This is a genomic window from Sphingomonas sp. LR55 (assembly GCF_036856015.1).
GTDB lineage: Bacteria > Pseudomonadota > Alphaproteobacteria > Sphingomonadales > Sphingomonadaceae > Sphingomonas.
Genome location: NZ_JASPFO010000001.1, coordinates 1,210,597 through 1,225,554, shown reverse-complemented (window position 1 = coordinate 1,225,554; position 14,958 = coordinate 1,210,597). Strand labels below are relative to the sequence as shown.

The 14,958-nt window shown below is 65.6% G+C and carries 13 protein-coding genes and 1 tRNA gene; 4 read left to right on the top strand and 10 right to left on the bottom strand.

Going from position 1 to position 14,958, the window contains the following annotated elements; genetic code table 11:
* Positions 1–4: 4 nt before the first annotated feature.
* Genes QP181_RS05740 through glgX form a run of 5 tightly spaced genes read right to left on the bottom strand, consistent with a single transcriptional unit; the run spans position 5 to position 8,209 of the window.
* Positions 5–628 carry a DUF3459 domain-containing protein gene (locus QP181_RS05740; protein ID WP_333927938.1) on the bottom strand — a complete coding sequence of 208 codons (624 nt, stop codon included), beginning with the start codon at positions 626–628 and terminating at the stop codon, positions 5–7.
* Positions 576–2,189, bottom strand: coding sequence for a malto-oligosyltrehalose synthase (gene treY / locus QP181_RS05735; protein WP_333927937.1), 1,614 nt, complete (start codon positions 2,187–2,189; stop codon positions 576–578). Before treY ends, QP181_RS05740 begins: the two co-directional genes overlap by 53 nt.
* Positions 2,137–2,427 (bottom strand): alpha-amylase family glycosyl hydrolase, encoded by a 291-nt coding sequence (locus QP181_RS05730; RefSeq protein WP_333927936.1) that lies wholly within the window; start codon positions 2,425–2,427, stop codon positions 2,137–2,139. Before QP181_RS05730 ends, treY begins: the two co-directional genes overlap by 53 nt.
* Entirely contained in the window at positions 2,424–4,400 is a 1,977-nt protein-coding gene (malQ, locus tag QP181_RS05725; protein ID WP_333927935.1) for a 4-alpha-glucanotransferase, read from the bottom strand. The genes QP181_RS05730 and malQ overlap by 4 nt, the downstream gene beginning before the upstream one ends.
* Positions 4,397–8,209 (bottom strand): glycogen debranching protein GlgX, encoded by a 3,813-nt coding sequence (glgX, locus tag QP181_RS05720; RefSeq protein WP_333927934.1) that lies wholly within the window; start codon positions 8,207–8,209, stop codon positions 4,397–4,399. Before glgX ends, malQ begins: the two co-directional genes overlap by 4 nt.
* Positions 8,210–8,366: 157 nt before the next feature.
* On the opposite strand from glgX, the gene QP181_RS05715 reads away from it, so the two are divergent.
* Entirely contained in the window at positions 8,367–9,470 is a 1,104-nt protein-coding gene (locus QP181_RS05715) for an NADH:flavin oxidoreductase/NADH oxidase (protein ID WP_333927933.1), read from the top strand.
* A gap of 179 nt (positions 9,471–9,649) precedes the next feature.
* On the opposite strand, the gene QP181_RS05710 is transcribed toward QP181_RS05715, so the two are convergent.
* From QP181_RS05710 to QP181_RS05700, 3 genes are read right to left on the bottom strand one after another with little or no spacing between them, the layout of a single operon-like run.
* Positions 9,650–10,453: an SDR family NAD(P)-dependent oxidoreductase gene (locus tag QP181_RS05710; protein WP_333927932.1), complete on the bottom strand. Its 804-nt coding sequence runs from the start codon at positions 10,451–10,453 to the stop codon at positions 9,650–9,652.
* A gap of 28 nt (positions 10,454–10,481) precedes the next feature.
* Positions 10,482–12,317, bottom strand: a complete 1,836-nt coding sequence (locus tag QP181_RS05705) for a glycoside hydrolase family 15 protein (protein WP_333927931.1) — start codon at positions 12,315–12,317, stop codon at positions 10,482–10,484.
* Entirely contained in the window at positions 12,310–13,101 is a 792-nt protein-coding gene (locus tag QP181_RS05700; protein ID WP_333927930.1) for a glucose 1-dehydrogenase, read from the bottom strand. Before QP181_RS05700 ends, QP181_RS05705 begins: the two co-directional genes overlap by 8 nt.
* A gap of 171 nt (positions 13,102–13,272) precedes the next feature.
* Here QP181_RS05700 and QP181_RS05695 point away from each other — a divergent pair, with 171 nt between their 5' ends.
* The gene (locus QP181_RS05695) at positions 13,273–13,425 is read left to right on the top strand and encodes a hypothetical protein (protein WP_165886423.1); all 153 of its coding nucleotides are present in this window, start codon (positions 13,273–13,275) and stop codon (positions 13,423–13,425) included.
* Between the two features lie 33 nt (positions 13,426–13,458).
* Here the strand turns inward: QP181_RS05695 and QP181_RS05690 are convergent, their stop codons facing one another.
* Complete coding sequence (locus QP181_RS05690; RefSeq protein ID WP_132734113.1) at positions 13,459–13,725, bottom strand: hypothetical protein; 267 nt, start codon at positions 13,723–13,725, stop codon at positions 13,459–13,461.
* Positions 13,726–13,843: 118 nt separating this feature from the next.
* Here QP181_RS05690 and QP181_RS05685 point away from each other — a divergent pair.
* Positions 13,844–13,933: transfer RNA gene (locus QP181_RS05685), tRNA-Ser, on the top strand.
* An 8-nt stretch (positions 13,934–13,941) separates the two neighbouring features.
* Here the strand turns inward: QP181_RS05685 and QP181_RS05680 are convergent.
* Complete coding sequence (locus QP181_RS05680) at positions 13,942–14,580, bottom strand: glutathione S-transferase (RefSeq protein ID WP_333927929.1); 639 nt, start codon at positions 14,578–14,580, stop codon at positions 13,942–13,944.
* Positions 14,581–14,713: 133 nt separating this feature from the next.
* Here QP181_RS05680 and QP181_RS05675 point away from each other — a divergent pair, with 133 nt between their 5' ends.
* Positions 14,714–14,917 carry a DUF5818 domain-containing protein gene (locus QP181_RS05675; protein ID WP_333927928.1) on the top strand — a complete coding sequence of 68 codons (204 nt, stop codon included), beginning with the start codon at positions 14,714–14,716 and terminating at the stop codon, positions 14,915–14,917.
* Positions 14,918–14,958: the final 41 nt, after the last annotated feature.

Here is a 14,958-nt window from a genome sequence, read left to right as displayed (position 1 = left end):
TCGCTCAGCTTTTCGCGGGCAGCATCTCGATCGACATGGAACGCTCGCCAAGCAGATCGGCGAGCGCTTCGCCGGATGCGAGTGCGGTGTCGCCCCACCAGTCGCGGGCGTCGATCCGGTCTAGATAGCGCTCGGCGCAGCGTAGCGGGATCACGCAGCGCAAAATTGCATCCGTACCGATCCGACGAAACGCAATGGCCTGGTCGGCACGGATACCGGTTAACGCGATAGGTTCGTAACGTCCCTCAGAGAACAATCTCGGATGCGTCCGTCGCAGCCCGAGAAGCTGCCGGATCAGCGCCATCTTTGCTGGCGTTTCACCGTCCAGCGAAGCCTGAAGCTGCGCGTAATCGACCGGACGGCGGTTGTCGGGATCGACCAGACTGAGATCGGCGATCTCCGTGCCCTGATACAGATCGGGGACGCCGGGAACGGTGTAGCGCAGCGCGACCTGCGCAAGGCCGTTCGCCGCCGCCGCGGGTGCGATCCGCCCGACGAACGCGGTAATGTCGTCGAGGAAAGCCTGCGATCGCTCGGGATCGAGCAGCGCGCGTGCCAGCCCGTGACAGCGGTTCTCATACGCCTCGTCCGGCGCCTCCCAGGACGAGCGCAGCTTCGCCTCGCGCAACGCCTTTTCCTGCCACGAGACGATCCGCTCGGCAAAGTCCGACAATCCTTCTGTATCCGATGCGGTCAGGCCCTCGGGCCATGCGCCGAACAGCGTCTGCAGCAGCATATAGGCGTCCGCGGGATCGACTCCGTCGGCAAACGGCGCAGCGAGTTCGGGCCATCGTTCCACGCGCGCCCCAAAGATCGGGCAGTTCGCTCAACACCGCGAGCCTTGCGCGGACGTCTTCGCCCCGCTTGTGGTCATGCGTGGCGATTGCGAGCATCGCCGCCGGCCAATCGCGGGCGCGCTCGACCATGGCCGCGTGGAACTCGTCGATATCGAGCGACATGCGAGCCGCGTCGAAGCCAACGTCGTTGCGCGAGAGCAGGCGACCATAGCGATAGAAGGCGGTGTCCTCGACCGCCTTGGCGGCGATAGGCGCGGAGAGTTGCTGGAACTTCCGCACCGCCTCGGCGGCGAGCTTTGCATCCCCAGGCCCCTCGCCTGCCAGCCATACGAGGATCCGCTCGACCACCGCGTCCTCGCCCGGCGGCACAAACTGAGCCACGCGTTGGCGGACCGTCTCGCGAATCGCGGCGTCTGCTGCCGGGGCGGAATCGCCCGTTCCATAGGTACGATAGACGGGAAAGACCCACAGCAAGCGCTCGATCGCGCGGTCGAGCATACCACGCGTTAGGCCATCACATTCGGGCGTCGATCGAGCGAGCGCGACAAAGGCGTCGACGCAGCGGCGGCGCTGGCCATCGAACTGCCACGCTAGCAATTCCTGTCGCGCGCGCAGTTCCTCGGGCGCGAAGTCGCCAGACCTCTCGCTTATGTCCGCCCAAAGTTTGGCGAGCGGTTCGGCGCCGGCGGGGGCATGGAGCAAGGCCGTGACCTGCTCCATGAAATCGTACCCGCTGGTGCCGTCGATGCCCCAGTCGGTCGCGAGCGGTTCGCCGTCGGCAAGGATCTTCTCAATGACGATGTAGGCGGGGCCGGGTGGCACATCGGCAGGACGCTCGATCGCATCGAACCTCGCACGGAGCTGACGGCAATAGCCCGCGGGGTGGGTCAGCCCGTCGACGTGATCGACGCGGACGCCGTCGATCAGGCCCTCGGCATACAGGCGGAAATAGAGCGCGTGTGTTGCCTCAAACACGACCGGGTCTTCGGCGCGTAGGCCGGCAAGGTCGTTGATGGTAAAGAACCGCCGCCAGTTCAGTTCGTCATTCGCGACGCGCCAGGAGGCGAGACGGTAATGCTGGCGATCGACCAGCGCAGCGATATCGTCGGTCGCTGCGGTGGGCTGATCTTCGTCCCGGATCGGCAGGCGGTGTTCGCCGTACGCTTCGAGGACATAGCGGCCGTCGACCTGCTCGACCTTGAGCGCGCCGCTGGCCAGCGTTTCGGCGAGCGGATCGCCGAGGATCGGGAGCACGAGCTTCTCACGCCAGTCGATGTCGAAGTAGCGCGCGAATTCGCTGGTTTCACCGTATGCTAGAACATCATTCCACCACGAATTCTCACCACCGACAACGCCCATGTGGTTGGGCACGATGTCGATAATAACGCCCATACCGCGCGCGGAGTGCTGCGACTAGGTTGCGGAACGCCTCTTCACCGCCGAGTTCGGGATTGATCCGGGTAGGGTCGACGACGTCGTAGCCGTGGGTCGAGCCGCTCCGGGCGGTTGTGATCGGCGAGGCATAGAGGTGGCTGATCCCGAGATCGTCGAGATAGGGCACCAGCGCCTCGGCATCTGCAAAGGTGAAGTCCTTGTGGAACTGGAAGCGGTAGGTTGCGCGGGGGGTCATGCGGGTCTCGCGGCGTTGAGCGCGTCGATGCGGGCGGCGATTTCGGGGCGTTGCAGGAGCGCCTCGGTCGTGTCCGGCATGCGGCGGCGCCAATTGGGATGTTCGTCGATCGTGCCGGGCAGGTTCGGTTGCTCGATCAGTCCGGCGAGGTCCTCGATGGGGACGATCGCGAGTGCGCACGGGGTTCCAGCGACATGCGCGATCGCGGCGTCGACCACGGGGGCGGTGTCGTCGGGCGCGGGTTGCTCGGTACCGGTGCCGAACGCGGACCAGAGCGCGGCGCGGTCTTCGGCACGAGCGGCGCGGTCGGCGGGTTCGTCTGGCGAGTCGGATTTGCGACCGAGGTCCCACGTCCAGTCGATGTCGCGCCCGCTCCACCAGCCGGCGATCGTCGCCAGATCGTGCGTGCCGGTCATCGCGACCGCATCGCGCGACCATTTCGCAGGGGGCACGAAGCCGTCCGCGTCGCGCTCGAACCAGAGCACGCGCATGCCGAGCATGGCGCGCGCGTCCATCGCCTCACGGAACCCGTCGGGAACAGTGCCGAGGTCTTCGCCGATTACGATCGCCTTCGCCCGCTGCGATTCCATGGCGATGATCCGCATCATGTCGTCGAACGGCATGTCCAGATACGCACCCTCTGCGGCTGAGGCGCCTTCGGGGACGATCCAGAGGCGGCGAAGGCCGAACGCGTGGTCAATCCGAATGCCGCCGGCGTGTGTGAGCGCTGAGCGGATCGTAGCAATGAACGGGGCAAAGGCGGTATCCCGCAGCGCTTGCGGATCGAACCCGGTGATGCCCCAGCTTTGCCCATCCGGCCCGAGCGGATCGGGCGGTGCGCCGATCGACAGGCCGGTCAGCAGGTCGCCGCGGCGACTCCAGCCATGACTGCCGCCCGGGTCCATGCCCACGGCAAGATCCGCGATGAGCCCGACCGCCATGCCGGCGTCCTTGGCGGCCGTATGCGCGGCGTCGAGGTCGCGCCGCGCTAGCCATTGGAGGAAAATGTAGAACGTGACATCGTCCGCATGCTCCGCGACGAAGCGGCGGACGGTTGGGCTGGCGGGATCGCGATACTCGGCGGGCCACTGCTGCCATCCGCGTGCTTCCGTGGTTGCGAAGAAATGCGCGTGGAGGGCGTCGAACTCGCCATGGCGTTCAAGGTCGTCGCCACCTTGTCGCCTGAATACCGTTAAGGCTTCTTCAATCGGTGGAAGCACTTGGTCGAAGCTCTTGCGTAGTCGCGCGAGCTTTTCGGGGATCGCGGCGTGCCAGTCGATCAGTTCGGGGCAGTCGCGGCTGTCGAACTTTGCACCAAATGCCGCCGGGTCACCGTAGAGCCCGTTGAGGAACTGCCGGCTTGAGGGTGCGTAGGGGCTGTATCGGCTGGCGTCGGCGGGGAACAACGCGTGCGTCGGGCTGATCGCGAGGGCATCGGCGCCGCGCTGGCCAAAGGCTCGGGCGGCGTCTGCGAGCGAAACGAAGTCACCGAACGCCTTCGGCGCATCGGTGCGCAGGCTCGGGATCTGGACGGCGGGCGCCCAGAGTTTGCGGCCCGGTAGCGCATCGGCGATCGTGTAGCAGCGGCGCGGCGCGACGAGAATGTCGATGACTTCGCCATTGATTTCAAGCTTGTGGTAGCCGCTTTTGCTTATCGGCCTCAACTCACCGTTATCGACCGTGACGGAGCGCGTCGTACCGTCCTCGAACGTAAGTTCGGCGTTGCCTAATACCTTCGGTGTCAGCCGGATCGGGTCTTCCACATCGACGGACAAGAAACGGACACCTTGCGCGTTTCGCGCTTCGATCGCGGCGAGGCTTTCGGCGATCTGCTTTTCGCTTCCGGACGGATGGCCCAGGCAGTTCAGGATCGCCCGCAGCGCATCGTCGGCGACGGTCAGGCGACGACCCGCTGCGTCCTGCCATTCGGGTTGCAGGCCGGCCGCGACAGCGAGTGTTCGCAGGCTGCTCATCGATCCAGCCATACTGCCACGCTAGCAGCCTCCCCCGGTTCGCCCTCGGCGAAAATCGGCGAAACCTCTAGTGGAGGAAAACCAACGACATCGTTGCCGAGGTTGAGTGCAATTGTCAGGATAGCGCCGTCACCCATCCGCCAGCGCGCGACGACCGCCCCCTTCCCGATCGCCTCGGCGCCGATTGCGGTCGTGTCGCGCAGGCGGGGGATGATCTGCTCGTGTCGGATCTTGAGCAGGGCGCGGTACAGGTCCTGCCACTCGGCCGCATCGGCGCCGGGCCGTGCTCGCGATTGGAGGAAGGTTTCGTGTGCGTTGGGGTCTGGGATCGCCTCGCGCGCTTCGGGGTCGGCGAAGGCCGCGAACTTGGCGAACTCTTTCCGTCTGCCTTCGCGAACCGCGTCCGCTAGCTCGTCGTGAAAGTCGGTGAAGAACAGGAACGGGCTTTCGCTGCCGTGGTCGTCGCCAATGAACAGCAACGGGATCTGCGGGCCGAGCAGGAGCAGCGCGGTGGCCGCACGAAGCTTCTGGCGGTCGGCGAGCAGCGTCAGGCGCTCGCCCATCGCGCGGTTGCCGATCTGGTCGTGGTTCTGGAGGAACGCGACGAATGCAGTCGGCGACAAATGCGCGCTGGGCTTGCCGCGCGGCTTGCCGTCATGGTTGGGCGAGCCTTCGCCCTGGTAGATGAAGCCTTCGCCGAGGCAGCGCGCGAGGCGCTCGGCGGGGCGGTCGGCAAAGTCGGCGTAATAGGCGCTCGTCTCGCCGGTGAGCAGGACGTGGAGGACGTTGTGGAAGTCGTCGTTCCACTGGGCGTCGAACGCAGCGGGGTGGAGGCGCTCGGCGTCGTTGCCCTCGTTTTCGAGGACGAGGTGGACGTGGCGACCTTTGGTCTTCTCGCGCAGTTCGGCGGCCATCGCGTCGAGGAACGCGTTGTTCGCGATCGCGTGGACCGCGTCGAAGCGGAGGCCGTCGAAGCGGTAGTCGTTCAGCCACATCAGCGCGTTGTCGACGAAATAGCGGTGGACCGGCGCCTGGTCGACCGCGACCGCGCCGCCCCAAGGGGTGTCGACTTCGGGGTGGAAGAAGCCCTTCGCATAGTCTCCGAGGTAGTTTCCGTCGGGGCCGAAGTGATTGAAAACCACGTCGAGGAACACGGCCAAGCCGAGCTCGTGGGCGCGATCGACCAGCGCCTTCAGCTCGTCGGGCGTGCCGTAGCTCTCGGCGGGGGCGTAGGGCAGCACGCCGTCATAGCCCCAGTTGCGGGTACCGCCGAACGCGTTGACGGGCATGAGTTCGATCGCGGTGATGCCCAGCGCGGCGATCGCCGCGAGGTGGTCCGCGACGCCTGCGAAGCCGCCGAGCGTGCCGACATGGACCTCCTGGATGACCATTTCTTCCCACGGGCGCCCGCGCCAGTCCGGGGTGCGCCAGTCATAGGCGTGTTCGACAACCACGCTCCAACCATGAACGCCGCCGTCCTGTGCACGCGAAGCCGGATCGGGAACAGTCAGATCGTGCGCGAGCCGGAACCGGTACCGTGCGCCCGCACCGACCGGGGCCTTAGCACTAAACCAGCCCCCCTCGCTGCTCATGGGAACCGCGTTGCCCTCAGCGATCTCCAGCGTCACCGCATCGCGATCGGGAGCCCAGAGGCGGAAGGTCGTCCCGTCCTCGGCGAGTATCGGTCCCCAGGCCGTCATGCTGCTGCGATCGTCCATGTCAGCAACGCCGCACCCTGCGGGGAGCTCATAGCTGTCCTTGATCGGCGTCGCCGGCTGGTCGGTCCTGCTGCTGTCGATCAGCACGGTGCGCTCGACGTCGGCCGGGGGCGGCATGTGGAAGGTCAGCGGGCCTTCCGAGGCGTTCAGGAACAGCGAGATCACTTGCACCTCGCCCGAGTCCCGCTCGCACGCGCGGCGCATCACCAGCGCGCGGCCGTTGGTGTTCTCCCAATCTTCCGAAGTCAGTTGCAGACCGCGTTCATCCCACCATTCGATGTCCTTGAGGCCTTCCGCAGGCGTGTCGTCGCCGTAGAGGAAGTTGCCCGCGCGGAGCATCGGGTAGTCGCGGCGGAGCGCGATCAGCCGCGCGGTGAAGTCGATTAGCGCATCGCCTTCGGGAGACTTCGCCTTCTCCCAATCGAGCCAGCTGATCTCGTTGTCTTGGCAATACGCGTTGTTGTTGCCGTTCTGCGTGCGGCCGAACTCGTCACCCGCGACCAGCATCGGCGTGCCGAGCGAGGCGAACAGCGTAGTCAGCATCGAGCGCATCACGCGCGACCGGGTCTCTAGGATCGCCGGGTCTTCGGTCGGGCCTTCCACGCCCCAGTTGCGGGAGCAGTTGTTCGAGTGGCCGTCGTTGTTGTCTTCACCGTTCGCTTCGTTGTGGCGTTCCTCGTAGGCGACGGTGTCGGCAAGCGTGTAGCCGTCATGCGCGCCGAGCAGGTTGACGCTCGCCCAGGGGCGGCGTGCGCGGCGGTCGAACAGGTCGGCCGAGCCGGTCAGGCGTGCGGCGAGATCGGCGCGCTGCGCATGGTCGCCGCGCCAGAACTTCCGCACGGTATCGCGGTACTTGTCGTTCCACTCGGCGAAACCGGGGAAGTTGCCGAGCTGGTAGCCGCCGGGGCCGATGTCCCACGGCTCGGTGATAAGCTTCAGCCTGCCGAGCACCGCGTCCTGGCGGAGCACGTCGAAAAAGCCCGCGCCGGGATCGAAGCCGGTGTCCGTGCGGCCGAGCGTCAGGCCGAGATCGAAGCGGAAGCCGTCGATCCCGAAGCTGGTCGCCCAGTAACGGAGAGAATCCGCGACCATCTGGATCACGCGCGCCTTGGTGAGGTTCAGCGTGTTGCCGGTGCCGGTGTCGTTGATCGAGTAGCGGGGGTCGTCCTTGACCAAGCGGTAGTAGCTGGCGTTGTCGAGCCCGCGCCAGGACAGCGTGGGGCCTTGTTCGGAGCCTTCGCAGGTGTGGTTGTAGACGACGTCGAGGATCACCTCGATCCCGGCAGCGTGGAGGCGGCGGATCGAGCGGCGGAGTTCGTCGTGGCTGTCGGTCGCGAAGAACGAGCGCTCGGGCGTGAAGAAGTTGAGGGTGTTGTAGCCCCAGTAGTTGCGCAGTCCCTTCTCCTGGAGAAAGCGGTCCTGAATGTAGGTGTGGATCGGCAGCAGCTCGATCGCGGTGACGCCGAGGCGCTTGAGGTGATCGATGACCTTGGGGTTGCCGAGCGCCGCGAAGGTGCCGCGTTCGGAGGGCTGGACCTCCTCGAACAGCTTGGTCAGGCCCTTGGTATGCGCCTCGTAGATGACCGTCTCGGACCAGGGCGTGTTCGGGCGCACGTCACGCGACCAGTCGAAATGGCTATCGGTCACGACCCCCTTGGGCATCGTCAGCGCGCTGTCGCGCTTGTCGAAGCTTAGATCCGCGCGCGGCGACTTCACCTGATATCCGTACATCGCGTCGGTCCAGCGGAGTTCGCCGATCATCTGCTTGGCGTACGGGTCGAGCAGCAGCTTGTTCGGGTTGAAGCGGTGGCCTTCCTCGGGCGCGTACCGGCCGTGCGCGCGGAAGCCGTAGACGAGACCGGGCTGCGCGTCGGGAAGGTAGCCGTGCCAGACTTCGTCCGTCCATTCGGGGAGCGCATAACGCTTCAGCTCGCGGCGACCGGTCTCGTCATAGACACAGAGCTCGATCTTCTCGGCATTGGCGGAATAGACCGCGAAATTAACGCCGAGACCGTCGAAGGTCGCACCGAGCGGATAGGCCGAGCCGGCGTCGAGCGTGTCGGGCAGTAGATGCAACGTGAAGACCCCCATCTGTCGTCGCTGCCGCGGCTTTATCGCGGTGCAGCATTCCTTGGCGTGAAACCCGCCCGCTGGTTCCTATGTTCCGCATCGAGCAGCGAGTTTTCGCCGTACTCCTCTACGTATCAAGGGACACGCCGATGCCTTATTCCATCCGATCGATCTTCGCATGAGCGGGCCGAAACTGTTCGAGCCGCTCACGGTCGGCAACCTCACGCTGGCCAACCGGATCGTCATCGCGCCGATGTGCCAATATTCGGCGAACAATGGCTGCATGAACGACTGGCACCAGATCCATCTGGGGCAACTCGCGCTGTCGGGCGCGGCCCTTTTGACGATCGAGGCGAGTGCGGTGCTGCCCGAGGGGCGGATCACGCATGGCGATGTCGGGCTGTACGACGATGCGACCGAGGCGGCGATGGCGCACGTGATCGAGAGCGTGCGGCGCTGGTCGGACATGCCGATCGCGATCCAGTTGTCGCATGCCGGGCGGAAAGCGTCGTGCGAGGTGCCGTGGAAGGGCGGACTCCAGATTGCGCCAAGCGAGCCGAACGGGTGGCAGACCGAGGGGCCTTCGACGGTGCCGTTCCTGCCCGAGGAGAACGCGCCGGTCGCGCTCGACGTCGATGGGCTCGCGCGCGTGCGCGATGCGTTCGTGGCCGCAACGGTGCGGGCCGCTCGGCTCGGCATCGATGCGGTGCAGTTGCACGCGGCGCATGGCTATCTGCTGCATGAATTCCTCTCGCCGCTGTCGAACCGGCGCGAGGACGAGTATGGCGGCAGTCTCGAAAACCGGATGCGGTTCCCGCTCGAAGTGTTCGATGCGGTGCGCGCGGCGTTTCCGGCTGAACGAGTTGTGACGATGCGTGTGTCGGGAACGGACTGGGCCGAGGGCGGCTGGGATTCGGACCAGACCGTGGCGTTCGCGAAGGCGCTCGAAGCGCGTGGGTGCAGTGCGATCCACGTGTCGAGCGGCGGGATCACGCCGGCGCAACAGATCCCGGTAGGGCCGAGCTATCAGGTGCCGCTCGCGCGTGCGGTGAAGCAGACGGTGTCGATCCCGGTCGTTGCGGTTGGACTGATTACCGATTTCGAGCAGGCCGAGGCGATCGTGGGCACAGGTGACGCGGACATGATCGCGCTGGCCCGGACGATCCTCTACGATCCGCGCTGGCCCTGGCATGCGGCGGCGCATCTTGGGGGGAAGGTGAAGGCGCCACGGCAGTATCTGCGGTCGCAGCCTCGGCAGTTTAAGGACTTATTCGAGGGGTAACCCGCCGCCCCTGCAATCCTCCCCCGCCAGGGGGAGGTGGCGCGAAGCGACGGAGGGGGAGGAACACGCACCATCGGTTGCACCTGCCTCCCCCTCCGGCAGGCAAGTGCCTGCCACCTCCCCCTGGCGGGGGAGGATTGCTCGGCTCCGCTCCTGGGGGAGTGGCGATGCCTGAGCGCTCAGCCCGCCACCGTCATCACCGAACCCGAGTCCACGCGGATATTCGCGCCATTGATAAAGCTCGCGCGCTCCGAGCACAGGAACAGGATCGCCGACGCGACCTCTTCCGCCTTGCCGCGGCGCTTGAGCGTCATCCCGGGACGCTCCTCTTCCAGAAACGTCTCGATCGCCTCGTCGAAGCTCACGCCCTTCTCGTCGGCGCGCTTCCGCATCATCGTATCGGTCATCGGCGTGGCGATGAACGCGGGCGAGACGGTGTTCACCAGCACGTTGTCGCACCCGTAAGCCTTCGAAAGCCCCTTCGACAGGCTCGAAATCCCCGCCTTCGACGCGCAATAGGCGAGTTCGTCGACATAGGGCTGCACCGCGTCCTCCGAGCTCATCAGCACGATGCGGCCCCATTTCGCCGCGCGCATCGCCGGGATCGCCTCGCGGCAGACGCGCACCGCGCCCATCAGGTTGATGTCGAGCGTCGACTGCCAGCCGGCATCGTCGACGTCGAGAAAGTCGCCGGTCGCGCCGGTCACGCCCGCGCAATTGACCAGGATGTCGGGCTCACCGAGCTGCTCGCGGACCTTGGCGAACAACGCCTTGACGTCATCGAGCTTGGTCAGGTCAGCCTCGACCGCAATCACCTCGCCGTGCGCCGTCAGCTCCTCCACACTGGCGTCGAGGTCGCCGCCGGGTTGGTCGGTGATTGCGACGCGGACGCCTTCCTGAAGCAGCATCCGGGCGGTTTCCTTGCCCATGCCGCTGTCCGCGCCGGTGATGAGTGCGATCTTGCCCGTGATATCGAGGTTCATGCTGTCGTCCTTGCGTCAGTGAAAAAGGTCATGCCCATTCCCGCGGACCGTCGCTGTCGAGCGCACGGTCGAGGTAGAAGGCTGCACTGATGAGCGCCAAATGGCTGAAGCCTTGCGGAAAATTACCGAGGAAGCTGCCGTCCTGCGCGATCTCCTCGGCGAACAGGCCGAGATGGTTGCCGTGCGCAAGCAGCTTCTCGAAGTTCAGCCGCGCCTCGTCGAGCCGCCCTGCCCGCGCGAGACATTCGACGTACCAGAACGAGCAGGCGACGAACGTCCCCTCCTGCCCCGGCAAGCCGTCGTCGATCCGGTAACGATAGACCTGCCCGTCGTCGGATAGATCCTCGCCGATCGCCTCCAGCGTCGCGAGCCACTTGGGGTCGGTCGCGCCGACGAAGCGGACCAGCGGCATCATCAGTAGCGCGCCGTCGACCGCCAGATCCTCCGGCGCATCGCCGATCGCGCGGACGAAGCGGCCGAGATCGTCGTTCCAGAAGTTCGCCCAGATATCGTCGTGGATCGCCGTCCGGGTTTCCGACCAGCGGACCAGCGGCGCAGGAAGCGAACGTTTCTGCGCGAGCCGCACCGCGCGGTCGACCGCGACCCAGCTCATCAACCGCGAGTGGAGATAATGCTTGTTCGGCCCGCGGACCTCCCAAATCCCCGAGTCTGGCGTGTCCCACGTCTCGCAGACCTGATCGACGATCCGGCCGATCGCGACCCAGGAGTCATGCGCGATCGGCTCGCCGTATTTGCTGCCGAGATAGGTCGCATCGAGCAGCGCGCCGTAGATGTCGTGTTGCGTCTGGTCCTTCGCCTCGTTGCCGACGACGATCGGCGTCGCGCCCTCGAACCCGGCGAGGTCCAATTTGCGTTCGTCGGCGATCTCGCCGCCGTCGAGCGCGTACATGACGCCGAGATGGCCCTTCGAACACGCTTGAGCGCGGTCCATCGCCCAATGGAGGAAGCCGACCGCCTCGCCCTGATAACCCAGTCGCAGCAAGGCGTAGACGGTGAACGAAGAGTCGCGGATCCACGTCGCGCGGTAATCCCAGTTGCGGACGCCGCCATGCGCTTCGGGCAGGCCGAAAGTCGCGGCGGCGGCGATCGAGCCGTGCTTGCGTGAAGTGAGCAGTTTCAGCGCCATCGCCGAACGCTCGACCGTCTCGCGCCAGCGGCCGCGGTAGCGCGACTTGCGGCTCCACGCGCGCCAATAGGCGGTGTCCTTCTCGACGATCGCATCGAGCGCGTCGGTGTCGAGCGAGACGTCGTCGGGGTTGCTGAGGATCAGCGAGACGGTGTCGCCTTCGTTGAGGTGGATCTCGGCGGTCAGGTCGCAGCCATCTGCTACGAGAGTTGCTGCGCCGTGAACCGCCAGCGCGAGGCCGCTCTCGTGATCGAACCGCCCGCGCGATACGTCCGCATCGGTGGTCGTGACCGAGGCCGTGCGTCCCATCACGCCATAATCGAACCGCGGCGCACAGCGGACGCGGACCGTCGCCGACCCGCGCGTGCAGGTCAGCCGACGGACCAGCCGCGACGGCGCCTCGTCCTTGTCGTTGCCAACCGGCATGAGGTCGACCAGATCGACGCTCGCCGCGTTCGCCATCCATCGGGTCAGCAGGATGTTGGTCTCGGGCAGGTACATCTGGACGATGTTCGCATCGGGGAGGTCGGGCTCGACCGAGAAATGACCACCCTTGTCGCCATCGAGCAACCGCGCGAACACCGACGCGCTGTCGAGGCACGGCCAGCAGAGGTAATCGATCGTGCCGGCCGTATCGACCAGCGCGATCGTCTCCAGATTGCCGATCGCGCCGTGATCCGCGATCGATATGGCGTGCTTATCCCCAAGGTCAGCCATTATCGCGGAAGCCGGGATACAGGCTCATGCCGCCATCGATGGTGAGCGTCGATCCGACGATATAGTCCGCCGCGTCCGACACGAGGAACAGGGCCGCGTGGGCGACGTCCTCGGGGTCGCCGATGCGGCCGTAGGGGATCAGTTCGAGCAGCTTGTCCTGGTCGGCGGTCGCGCCTTCATTAATCTCGGTCGCGATCGCGCCGGGGGCGATGCCGTTCACGCGGATGCGGTCGCCGGCGATTTCCTGCGCGAGCGTCCGCATCAGCATCCCGCTGCCGCCCTTCGACGCGGCGTAGTTGGCGTGGCCCGCCCAGGGGATGACCTCGTGCACCGAACTCATGAACAGGATCTTCCCGATCGACCGGCTGAACCCGCGGTCGCCCTGCTTGCGGAACCGACGGACGGCCTCGCGCGAGACGAGGAACTGCCCGGTCAAATTGACGTCGATGACGCGCTTCCAGTCTTCCAGCGTCAGATCGGCATAGGCCGCATCCTTCTGCATGCCGGCGTTGGCAAAGACGATGTCGACCCCGCCGAAGCGCTCGACCGTCTCGTCGAACAGCTTTAGCACCGCCGCCTCGTCCGACGTATCCGCCTCGCACGCGAAAGCCTCGCCGCCCGCCTGCTCGATCGCCTCGACCACCTCGCGCGCCTTGTCCGCGCTGCTGTTGTAGTTGACCGCGACCTTTGCGCCGGCCTTGGCAAAGGCGATGGCGGAGGCGCGGCCGAGTCCCGAACTCGCGCCGGTAACGATCGCGGCCTGGCCCGTCAGGTCGATGTGCATGGCTAATCTTTCGCTGGGGGATATCGCTGCTCAACGCGTCCCTGCGAAAGTTTATCCCTCCGCTCCCCATCGACCAGCCGGCGCTATGCGTCTGAAGCCGCTCGGCGTTTTGCCGCCAACCTTTGGTTAACGGTTAGCGGGCATGATCCCGGGAGCGAAGGGATTGGACCAATGGCACGCCAACAGGATATTTTTACGCTGGTCGGCAACCGGATGCGCGCGCCTGCGCCCTGCGAGATCGAGTATCCAGCCTTTGAGCGGCCACCGATCGCGGACTTGATCCGGCGTATCGACCAGGCGCTCGAGGCTCGTCGAGCAGCCTGACCCCAGTCGACCGCCTTATCAGTCGTCCGCCCCTCAGTCGTCTGCCTCGTCGGACTGGCTCAACATGCTTGCATACATCTCCGCCGCACGTCGCTCGCGTGGATCCTTGAAGGCGAGGTGCGGCGCAGGCGCCTCGCCAGTCGCGCGAAGAACGGTCCATAACGCAAACCGCCGCCCCGACTCCCGCTCGGTCCCGAATGCGAGCGAGAGGCGGTCCCGCCCTGCCTGCAGTGCATCGGGATCGAGGGTGTCGATATCGGTCGTGCCGAAAAAATGATGCGAGATTGCGTCGAGGTCCATGCGATCGTCATGCCGTCGGCGCTGCCTTCGCGCAACACGTAGAGCCGCTCGCCTGCCCAGATAGCGCAGGTGTTGCGAACCGACCGTGCACCGCCTAGATGCGCTCACCGACTGACTTGGAAGAGTGTCCGAGTGGTTTAAGGAACTGGTCTTGAAAACCAGCGAGGGTGCAAGCCCTCCGTGGGTTCGAATCCCACCTCTTCCGCCAAGTCAGCATTATCCGGAAGGCCGCGCGGGAAACATGATCGCCGGCTGATCGGGTTGCCAGGGCGCAAACCGGACCATCGCGCGTGCGAACAGCGGCGAACTCAGGAAATCGGCAAGCCAGCGTTGCAGATCGGCATATGGCAGCGCATCGAAATACGCCCGGTCGGTTTCGGCGAACTGCCGGACGAACGGGAGTATCGCGAGATCGACGGTCGATCGCCGTTCCCCGGCCAACGCCGAGCTTTTGCCAAGCCGTGCATCGAGCCGTTGCAGGAATCGGTTCGCTTCGGCCCGGTGGTCGGTCGGATCGTCGGGATACCGATCGGCATATTTGTAGCGATCCAGATGGTGCTTGAACGCCCCGTCGTTGTCGGCAACCAGCGCCGCGTCGTCGGGCGTCATCCAACCGGCATTACCGCTTTCGACCGATGCCCATCGCATGATGTCGAGGCTCTCGTCGATAACCCGGCCGTCTGGCAGCACCAGCACCGGAACCGTAGCCTTGGCCGATACCGCGAGCATTGCCGCCGGCTTGGCCCGCAACGCCACTTCGCGAAGTTCGACCTCCAGCCCGGCGATCAGCAACGCTAGGCGTGCGCGCATCGCAAAGGGGCAGCGGCGGAAGCTGTACAGGATCGGTGCGGTCATCTGCCAGCGTGTACCTGATCTGGCGGGCATGATCACCGTCGCGCTGCGGGCCCGTCGGTCCCCGCCAGCCGGTCCTGTTCGCCGTGCAGCAATCGACCAATGATCTTCATGAGAAGCCGCGCGTTGTCGCCGAATGATACAGCCAGGCAACCCGATAGACGAAACAGGAACGCTGATCCGGGAGGGCGGTGCCTTCCTATTGCAGCGTGATTCCGGTGGTCGATACCATCTCCAACTCGGCCGTATGCCGGTCGATCATGTCCAGAAACGAGTCCGTATAATCGGGGTGGAAATTGCGCCGGATTTGATCAGCGTCGACGGTGTATCGAGCGCGTGATCGTCACTGATCGAAAGAATTTCGTCGCCAAATTTTGTCCC